General features: G+C 46.3%; 2 protein-coding genes. One reads left to right on the forward strand and one right to left on the reverse strand.

The window, feature by feature from the left end; all coding sequences use genetic code 11:
- A partial coding sequence (locus tag ACTIE6_RS22945) for a SusC/RagA family TonB-linked outer membrane protein (protein ID WP_439558852.1) occupies nucleotides 1-1,817 on the reverse strand: 1,817 nt, incomplete at its 3' end.
- A gap of 197 nt (nucleotides 1,818-2,014) precedes the next feature.
- On the opposite strand from ACTIE6_RS22945, the gene ACTIE6_RS22950 reads away from it, so the two are divergent.
- The coding region (locus tag ACTIE6_RS22950; protein WP_439558853.1) for a Ca2+-dependent phosphoinositide-specific phospholipase C at nucleotides 2,015-2,263 on the forward strand (249 nt) is incomplete at its 3' end.

A 2,263-nucleotide genomic window follows, 5' to 3' on the forward strand; every position in this document is an offset into this window, starting at 1 on the left:
CCGAACTTGGAAGATCCATCGGCGCGGAATGTACCGGTAAACATATATTTGTCAGCATAAATATAGTTTACCCTTCCAAAGAAAGATTGAAGCTCATTTTTCAAAGCCTCCGCATTGACCGCCGTCGGAAATGCGGTTGTGCTGGTGTGATCTTGATAAATAGGCTCTATATTATTGGTTGCAAAGCCACGGTACGTAGTTATTCTGGTTTCATCCAAGAACTTTTGGAAAGAATGACCCGCCAGAAGCGTAACATTATGGTTCTCACGAACCCAGTTATATGTCAGCGTATTCTCAACAAGTTGGTTCGTATTTCCGCTTATAGCATTGTCGAGCACACCATTGGAAACATCGGACTCATTGATAACTGCAGGAAAGGGCTTATACTGCTGATTCCGGGTTGTCGTAGAATAATCCACACCAAAATTTAACTTGTAGGTAAGGCCGTCAATGATTTCAACTGAGGGTGAAATATTTGCCAGAATACGGTGGTTAATAGCCTTGTCGCTAAACAAATTATACCGGGCAAGCGGATTTAAAGCATTCGTGTTCAACAATGTAGGGACACCGTCTGTTAAAGGAGGGATCGTCGGATTCAAATTCAGCATGTCACTCATGGTAGAAGTGATATCCGGGCGCAAATTTTCCGTGCGGGAAGCTGTTAAATTGTAGTCAATATTTAAGCGGCCGTTGAATGCCTTCTGGTTTAAATTCAATTTTCCCGAATAGCGTTTCAGCCTGCTGTTTTTCAAAATCCCCTCCTGATCCTGATAACCTACGGAAGTGAAATAGGAAAAACTTTCGCTATTGGCTCCGCTCATCGATAAGTTGAGGTTGCTCGATACACCTGTCTGCGAGAGTTCATCCTGCCAGTTCGTATTTGCCCCAAAATCCTGCAACGTCCCACCGGTGGCTACGACCTCCCTGCGGAAAGCGTCGGCATCGAAAACATTTATTTTGTTAGCCATCGACGATATCGCCGTGGACGCAGACAATGTCAGCTGCGGTTTCCCTTTTCCTTTTTTTGTAGTAATTACCACAACCCCGTTGGATGCCCTGGATCCGTAAACAGCGGTCGCACTGGCGTCTTTCAACACATCAATGCTTTCGATGTCATTCGGGTTAATGAAGTTGAGTGGATTGGTGGGAACGCCTGTGTTGGAATTGTCCAGCAAAAATCCGTCGACCACATACAGGGGCTGCGTTCCGGAGCGCAAGCTGCCGATACCCCTGATGATAATGTCCTGCGCAGCACCGGGTTCACCGCTATTGGCGGCAATGGAAACGCCGGCCAGTTTACCTTGCAGCAATTCGCCCGGGTTCGTTACGACGCCCCTGTTAAAACTTTCACTATTAAGCGAAGAAATAGCGCCGGTAATGTCCGACCTTTTCTGTGTACCGTAACCAACCACAACAACCTCATTCAATTGCGCCAGGTCCTGGGTTAATTGGATAATGATTGACGATTGCCCGTTAAGCGGAACTTGTTTTGCAGCATATCCAATAAAAGAAACTTCCAGAACAGCATTGGCATCGGCCTCTATCACAAATTTCCCTTCGGCGTTGGTCGATGTGCCCCTTGTTGTTCCTTTAACGACAACCGTGGCACCCGGCAGCGGCGCCCCGGCTTCATCCGTAACCGAACCCGAAATGGACTGTGCAACAGACCCCGCATCTGAAAAAGACTTCTCTGCCTGAAACGAAAGCTTCGTATTGATACGCGCAGGGAATGCCTGGACCGGGTTAATACTAAGTACAGCCCAAGGCAAACATGCGGAAAGACATGCGAGCTTTGATAGACGTAATTTTGAAAGCATAGATTTGATTTTTTACTTTTGATCAAGGGTCAAAATTACTTTCGGGTGGGTAGAATGGCCGTTAACTCGCGTTACCATTGCGTTAACAAAATGTTACCTGCGTTCCGGCCTTGGATGCAGCTGTTGCTGGTAACAAAAATTTAATACGGCAGTCTTTTCTGCCCGGCTTAACTTTGCCTCATACTAAACCATCACCAATGAAAGCGCTACTAGGTCTGTTGCTTGCCTGCTGTTTTCCCGTTTTTGCACAAACGGATGATCATTTAAAAATCAATAAAACGCAGGTAATCGGTTCTCATAACAGCTATAAACAAGCCATAGACCCGTTGCTGTTTAAGGCATTTACACAAAAAGATTCCGCTGCGGCAAGCTCGCTCGATTATGATCACATTCCGAATACCGCACAACTGGACCTCGGCCTGCGCAACCTTGAAATCGATGTGTAT

This window comes from Dyadobacter sp. (genome assembly GCF_051859145.1).
Classification (GTDB): Bacteria; Bacteroidota; Bacteroidia; order Cytophagales; family Spirosomataceae; genus Dyadobacter.